The following is a 6,826-nucleotide window of genomic DNA, read 5'->3' on the forward strand; positions in this document are numbered from 1 at the left end:
CGCCCTCTCACAAAGGCGCGCCGGACCGTCGCTAGCAAGGCGGTGTCGGAAGATATGGACCATGCAGCGGCGGACATATGACCTTATGTTCAGTAACCACAGGGGAACCGACATTGCGATGCTTCCCAGCATGAATTTTGCGCCCACAAGCGCGGACGTTCTTGAAAGGCTCAGAAATCGGCTTCTCGAAACCCCGACATGGTTCGGCCTCGGCATGTCGGACTGCAGTGCGGGCATTCAAGCGCTAAGCCTCCCGCTGAGATCTAATATAACAGGGCAGTTACAATCATTCTGCTTCCTCGTCAGCTTCTCGAAAGCAAAGCCTCGTAGCGAGAATGTGTTTATCCAGGTTCGGCGTTAGCTGATCAGATTTGTCAGGAGAATCGGATGGATGCGTTAAACCACCTCCACCCATTCGAGACCCCAGATGTCGAGCCGGCGTACGACAACGAGCTGGAACAGCAGCAGGAGGCGGGGTTTCAGCAGCACCTGGACGAGTTGCATCCGCACGAGCGCCCGCCCCAGCATTCAAATAGCCTCGGCGACTGCGACGTTGTGTCGAACAGAGATGCGGATTTTTTGAGAATGCCGCACGGGGATCGCGTCGGACAAGGCACCTCGCGGTTGCCCTCGGATTCGCCCGCCTTCTCTGGACAAGGGGGCAATCAAGATCTGCTTTTTCCAGCCGCGGATGATCAGCGAGGAGATCGCGCGCGAGATTAAGGACCCTCTAATGCGCCAGGTGCTCGGGAAGCGCGGGCTTGAGCTGTGAAGCGATAAATGATGCGACCGATCGCGCTCCAGAGGCTGTCGACGGTTCGTTCTGCGGCCTGACACAAAAGCGCCTTGAGCTTGGCGAAGGCGTTCTCGATCGGATTGAAGTCGGGGCCGGTTGAGCGGCGTGAACTCCGTCAGCGTCTTAGTTCTGGTAGAATACCAAGTCGATTCGACCGTTGCCGTGGCTCTTATGACATGCCTGGCGGTCTCGGTCGCGCGTCGGCTTCAGATAATTGATCTCCCCTCCAGTTGATCCTGTTTCGATAGAGAAGCCAGCCAGGATCGATTTCGCCGGACGCCGCGTGCTCGCAGTTGAGCGGTTCGATCGCACCTGGACGCGCGACGGCCGCCTGTCGCGGCTGCCGCAGGAAGACTGCTGCCAAGCACTATCGGTTCCGCCCGCGCGCAAGCTGCAAAAGTCGGTGAGGCCCCTCGGACAGAGCAAGGAAGGATCGAAAGCCAACGCCGACAGGGGTGTTTCCTAAAGACTGCGGTTGTCTACAAATATGACGGTACTATCCTTTTTGCCGAAGGCAGTGGAATCAAGCTTGACGAGATGGCCAACGAACTCACACGCGCCGGACTTGCGATTGTCAGTCAAAAGAAAGCCACCGACGGTTTGATGCACATACAGTTGTGCGGCTCGATGACCGGGAGCGTGAATGCCTACGAGATTGCGTCTTCCGACTTTCAAAATGCGCTGGACCTCGGCTTCTCCTATTTGATCACGTCTCAAACAGCGCCGAGCCGGTGGTCTGAACGGATTCTATAGTAAGGACATTTAACGCATTTTAGCTTTGGCCACGGTTTCTACAGTCCCGCAATCGTGGCACTTTCGAGCAAGCAAAACGTCGTCAGCCATCCCTTGCATCATGATGTCGCCAAGAGATGAACGTCTCCGACTTTGTGGACGGCAGCTGCTGACAAGTCAGTCTGCTCACACTGCGTCCAGCTCTCTTTTTTGATTAAGCTTTGTATCCATGATCACGTTCCGGCGCGTTGCGAGCTACATTGAACGGACCGGTGACAGCGTTTGCTCACGCCAATCGGCATCTTGCGCAATTGATCGCCTGGGCCGATAGGCGCTTAGCTCGATGGCCTCATTCTCTTGCACTATTTCATGTGCGACGAGGCGTCCTGCTAAAGGACCAAGGGTTATTCCGCCGTGCATGACCGCTACGTATATGGTGCGGTCTTCGTCAATAGCGCCAATCATGGGCCGACCATCCGCCGGCATCGGGCGTACACCAACTGCCCATCTTTGCCCCATTTCCGCGAAATTCATGATCCAGTGGCTTGCCGAGCTAGTCAGAGAACGGCGCTCCTCCTCCATTCGCTCGGGCTCGTGGCCGTCACCAGCGGCCGCAGCTACGCCAGCCAGAAAACCTCCGTGGTCGCCCGGCCTGATATGGAGCTTGTCGGCGTAGATGGCCCGTCGCACGCCTTGCGTGCCCAGCGCACAAAGAGGTCCACGAGCGGTCCAGGTGCTGCTGTCAATCTAAGTGGCATGAACGCCGGCCGGCGTGAGCAGTGCATTGGTGTCATTGCCGGCCGCCAACACGAGGGAGTCGAATTCCTCAATTCCTGTCGTTAGGCGCAAGCGTGCCATTGACTACAGCCTCTCAAGGCCTTGTACTCGCTCCCGCCGATACCGAACCGCAAACCGTTTGGTAGAGAGGTCGATCAGAGCCCGGCATAGCGCTCCCGCATGCACCCATCCTTCCTCCGGGACAAGTACGACTTCGGCGGCCGATTCAGTCCTGATAGATGGCTCGAGGCGACCTGCTGCGGCCGGTGAAATGAATTCCACCTGACTTCCGTACTTGCAAAGGGTCTTGGCATGCTGTTCCAGTTTTGCAGCAGCATTCCCAAAGGAAGCGAGCCGCAGCGTTCCAGTCGTGTGGAGGTGTCGCTCGCTTCCGACGTCGCGAGCGATCATGCTGTGGTACTTGATAGCGTCGAGCCTAAACGGCAGGTCGGCTTCGGCTTGGCCAAACGCATTTAGACACGCAAATGACGTGGAGGAGACGCCGTTTCCAGGTTCCCCAATATCGAAAACCGTCACTTGCGCACCGGCCTTCCCGAGGTGATAGGCAATGGATCTGCCAATGATACCAGCCCCGATGACTCCGATTTTCATCGGCTCCTCCTTCCTGGAAAATCTGCTCAAGTACTGGCGGTGAGCCCGCCATCGATGCGAAGAATCTGGCCCGTCACGAACCTGGATAGCGAAGACGCGAAGAAGTGCACAGCTCCCGCGACATCGTCAGGCGTAGCCAATCGCCCAAGAGGGATGTTCGCGGTGGCTCGCTTGAATGCGGCCGGGTCATCTAAAGCGTTTTCGTTCTTCTGCGTCCGTACTACCTCAGGCGCGACACCATTTACGGTGATGCCGTACGGCCCCAATTCCGTTGCCACTTGCTTCAACAATACCGCGAGCCCGCCTTTGGCGGCGCAAAAGGCGCTATAGCCGCGGTTTCGGACGCCAAGCGATGAGCGCACAGAAAGAAGATGAATATGGCTCCCGCCTCTTTTGCCGGATAATTGCTGAGCAGCGACCGCCTGGGAGAGAAACATTCCGGCGCGCAATGTCCTGGAATGAACCTCATCGAAGGCTTCCGGCGTTACCTCGAACAGCATCTGCTCGTTGTTGAAGCCAGTGCAGTTCACCAAAATATCTATAGAACCATGTTGTTGCTTCAAGGACGCAGAAACCGCATGCACCGCGTTGACATCGCACGCGTCTAGCTCGACAGCATGGGCAGAGAAGCCTTGCGTGGCCAGCTCATCGGCAAGAGCCCACGCCAGGTCGCCGCTTCGTCCCGCAACAATGCTGGTCGCAGCCGCAAGGGTCAACACTTCCGAGATTGTTGTGCCGATCGCTCCGTACCCACCAACGATCAACGCTACCTTGCCATGCAAGCTCATCTGATGCTGGGATCCTGCTTCGATCGTCTGAACGTTCATTTGAATCTCTCCTGGATTCGGCGCGATAATGTTTGGTCGAGATATCGGGAGTTGCGGGAACTTTGCGATGCATGAAATTCCGCCGAACCGTATTGACCCTTGAAACAGGTCCAAGATGTTCTTTTGCGCTGCCACCGAGCTGGACCGTTTCACTGATAGTCCCATCGGCGACTTTGCCCTCGAAGCCATAGAATAGAGACATCGGTATCTGCTCGTGTGCAGCCTCGAAGCGGATGTGGTCGCCGTGAATCTCACCGGACAGTGGCCGGAAGATGATCCGGTGTGATGGACGCCTGATATGAGCACCTCATCCTGCTCAAGATCGAGATGATGTGTCGCCAAGCCATGAAGGAATTGAATTTCGATACGCCAAGCTCCTGAGACGTCAGCTTCGGCCTGACGCGTTGAAGGTCGTTCAGCAATGCACCGACGCCGAAATGCGCGGGCCAAAGCACGTCCGACGATCTCCGCCTCGTCATTGGCGAGATTAACCGGGTCAAGCACGATCGAGGCCGGGGTCGACCAAAAATCGTGGATGAGAATCCGTGGTCGCTGCCGTAAGAGCGCAAGCCGGAGATCTTCCGCGCTGAATGGAACGACTTTCTCGTCCCAGCTCACCTTGAGCCGAACTGCTGTGACAGAACCAGGCCAGGACAGCACCTCAGTTCTGATGCCAGGCTGGGAAATGAGCTCCGCTTCAATCAGCTTTAAGCGCGGAAGCCATTGGTCACGGTCGTGTTTTGCAGTTGGAAAATTGAGCCAGCGGTAGTACCACGATAGCACCCACAATCTCCTCTTTACCTAGCTTCATCGCCCGACCGAAGGCCTGGTGAGGCGCTCCGTTCCACCAGATTGCCTTGCATAGCCGTTCACGACCAAGCACGATCGCAGTGGATTGTGGGGCCCGGAGATATTTGCCGCCCGCATAAACCACCAGGTCGGCGCCGCATTTGAGCCAGCGATCAGACTTTTCTGGCGAAAGCCCGGCGGCCTCGATAGAATGGCCACGCCGTTTGCACGGGCGAGAGGGATGCTGCGCTCAATGGCAAAACGGACGCGGAATCCATGCGACCGAGCAGGCAGATCATCGCGGCGCTTCCGTGCAATGCGTCTGCAAGCCGTTCTACAGTGGCAACACTCACAATCTCGCCGCCTGCGATACGGATTGCTTGTTCATAGAAAAAGCGTTGGTCAGAGGGGATCAATACCTTGTTGGGTAGCCCCGAGTTTCCGGCAATCGCAACATCAATTCCGGATTGTTTCCGGTGATGCACGCCGCTGTGGCTAGCGCCAGTGTCGCCGCAGTGCCGGCGGTAATCACACCCCATTCGGCGCCCGTAAGTTCAGCGAGCCGTCGACCTGCAGCCTCAGCCAATTCATCCAGGTCGACGAAAGCTTCTGCAGCCGCGTTCATGGCTGCGATGACTTCGTCACTCGGATTGCTTGCTCCATATAATGTGCGCACGCCGGCGCATTGAATGAACGGCTCGACGCCGATTTCCCGAAAGATCCAGCCTCGCTCGTACTCGAGTTGACGCAGATCGGGACGCTGCAAGAGTTCAGGCCGGATGGTCATGCCAGCCACCTCGATGCAGGTACGATGAACGGCCCGACGATAAGTATCTCACGACCAAGTACGTGATGCCGAGCTGTTTCGGAGCTCAGAGCGATACAACGTTCAGGCAAGCGGCTACGGACCCGAATATAGCAGGTCGTTCGGCCAAGAACCCTACCAGCTGCTCGGATCATGCCTGCCTATACATAGCTCGACAATCTGCCCATGGCTAAGGCGGCCGAAGACACCACGACGAAGATGCTGATTGCCGCATACATTGCCGGGCTGGGTGACGGCACGCGAATAGACGCCACGTGAGCGGCGGCAAGCAGCAGGAAACAGACGTTGACGAACCACTCAAATAGTTCGGCTCCAATGAACGGCTGTAAAAGGAACAAGAGAGCCAGTAGCGGGACGTCGTAGGACAAAGGCACACCCAAGAAGCGCCCGTCGGACGATCTGCCGAAATTTGCAAAATAGCTAAGCCTGATGGCCCCCGTCACGAGCAGAGCAGTGGCCGTCGCGAGGGAAAAAATGGAGGCGTGGCTGAGCTGAATCACAATCACCGTGGGCAAGACGGCTCCATAGAGGCCGACCGCAAATTAAAGTTGGGTGATTTCAGGAGGTTGTGATTCTTCGGAGGTGTTCGAAGCCATCGGAGAATCAGATGACCTGGACCGAAATCACCCGACGGGAGCACGACAGACGTGAGCTGCGTTATGCAAGCGATTGTACGGATAGTGAATGGGCTGGATCGCGTTGTTGATGCCAGGGCCGAGCAAAGTGGGGCGGCCACGCACGACTTGTATGCGTTCGGTGTGGAATGCAATCCAGTACATTGCGACGACGGGATGCCAATGGGCTCTTTTGCCGAAGGATTTTCCGCCTTCACGACGGTCCAGTACCATTTCTATCGACTGCGCGACGGTGGCATTTTGGATCTGATCAATGAGGCCTTGGTTGAAATCGCCCGCAGGCTTGCCGGACGGGAAGCGCACCCGACGGCGGCCATTATCGACAGCCAATCGGTCAAGACGACCGAGAGCGGGGGACCGCGCGGCTTTGACGCGGGCAAGAAGGTCAAGGGTCGCAAGCGCCACATCGTCACGGACACGCAAGGCAATCTGCTGTGTGGCATTGTGCATGCGGCCAACGTTCAGGATCGGGACGGCGCACCAGCCGTCGTCAGTCTAACGTGTGCGAGCTATCCGACGATCGCGCACCTGTTTGCTGACGGTGTATATGCAGGCGAAAAGCTCGCCAACGCGCTTGAGGAGATCGAGGGTCCTGCGATCGAAATTGTCAGGCGTACCGACGACGCCATCGGCTTTGTCATCGTCGCTCGACGATGGGTCGTCGAACGCACCCTCGCGTGGCTCAATCGCTGCCGCCGTCTGGCCAAAGACTGGGAGGCTTCCATCGCTTCGGCCGAAGCATGGCTCCTCGTTGCCTCTACAAGGCTACTGGCGCGGCGCATCGCAAGGATCGCGAACCTCAAGTTATGAATTTTGAGTCAGACTCTTAGAT

Annotated in this window: 6 protein-coding genes and 3 pseudogenes; 3 read left to right on the forward strand and 6 right to left on the reverse strand. The window is 57.3% G+C overall.

The window, feature by feature from the left end:
• Nucleotides 1–719 precede the first annotated feature (719 nt).
• A pseudogene (locus A5906_RS41715) lies at nt 720–887 on the reverse strand (IS630 family transposase); the annotation flags it as partial.
• Nucleotides 888–1,055: 168 nt separating this feature from the next.
• On the opposite strand from A5906_RS41715, the pseudogene A5906_RS43185 reads away from it, so the two are divergent.
• Together A5906_RS43185 and A5906_RS27025 are read left to right on the forward strand one after the other, a co-directional pair.
• A pseudogene (locus A5906_RS43185) lies at nt 1,056–1,208 on the forward strand (HipA domain-containing protein); the annotation flags it as partial.
• Nucleotides 1,209–1,333: 125 nt separating this feature from the next.
• Complete coding sequence (locus A5906_RS27025) at nt 1,334–1,549, forward strand: hypothetical protein (RefSeq protein WP_080138305.1); 216 nt, start codon at nt 1,334–1,336, stop codon at nt 1,547–1,549.
• Nucleotides 1,550–1,783: 234 nt separating this feature from the next.
• Here A5906_RS27025 and A5906_RS46440 read toward each other — a convergent pair whose 3' ends face one another.
• From A5906_RS46440 to A5906_RS27050, 5 genes are all read right to left on the reverse strand, one after another.
• Complete coding sequence (locus A5906_RS46440) at nt 1,784–2,218, reverse strand: FAD-dependent oxidoreductase (protein ID WP_161495437.1); 435 nt, start codon at nt 2,216–2,218, stop codon at nt 1,784–1,786.
• Between the two features lie 171 nt (nt 2,219–2,389).
• Nucleotides 2,390–2,917: an NAD(P)/FAD-dependent oxidoreductase gene (locus tag A5906_RS27035; protein WP_080138307.1), complete on the reverse strand. Its 528-nt coding sequence runs from the start codon at nt 2,915–2,917 to the stop codon at nt 2,390–2,392.
• A gap of 26 nt (nt 2,918–2,943) precedes the next feature.
• Nucleotides 2,944–4,527, reverse strand: coding sequence for an SDR family NAD(P)-dependent oxidoreductase (locus tag A5906_RS45065; RefSeq protein ID WP_245326924.1), 1,584 nt, complete (start codon nt 4,525–4,527; stop codon nt 2,944–2,946).
• Between the two features lie 418 nt (nt 4,528–4,945).
• Nucleotides 4,946–5,320, reverse strand: coding sequence for a hypothetical protein (locus A5906_RS27045; protein WP_080138309.1), 375 nt, complete (start codon nt 5,318–5,320; stop codon nt 4,946–4,948).
• A gap of 179 nt (nt 5,321–5,499) precedes the next feature.
• A complete protein-coding gene (locus A5906_RS27050; protein WP_080138310.1) occupies nt 5,500–5,874 on the reverse strand; it encodes a hypothetical protein in 375 nt (124 codons plus the stop codon).
• A gap of 92 nt (nt 5,875–5,966) precedes the next feature.
• Here A5906_RS27050 and A5906_RS27055 point away from each other — a divergent pair.
• Nucleotides 5,967–6,804, forward strand: a pseudogene (locus A5906_RS27055) (IS5 family transposase).
• The last annotated feature ends 22 nt before the right edge of the window (nt 6,805–6,826 follow it).

Origin of the sequence: Bradyrhizobium sacchari, from assembly GCF_002068095.1 — a bacterium.
GTDB classification, from domain to species: domain Bacteria; phylum Pseudomonadota; class Alphaproteobacteria; order Rhizobiales; family Xanthobacteraceae; genus Bradyrhizobium; species Bradyrhizobium sacchari.

Coding starts and splice junctions, on each gene's coding strand:
- A5906_RS27045 (WP_080138309.1), bottom strand. CDS start 5,320: ATGACCATCCGGCCTGAACTCTTGCAGCGTCCCGATCTGCGTCAACTC.
- A5906_RS27025 (WP_080138305.1), top strand. CDS start 1,334: ATGGCCAACGAACTCACACGCGCCGGACTTGCGATTGTCAGTCAAAAG.
- A5906_RS27035 (WP_080138307.1), bottom strand. CDS start 2,917: ATGAAAATCGGAGTCATCGGGGCTGGTATCATTGGCAGATCCATTGCC.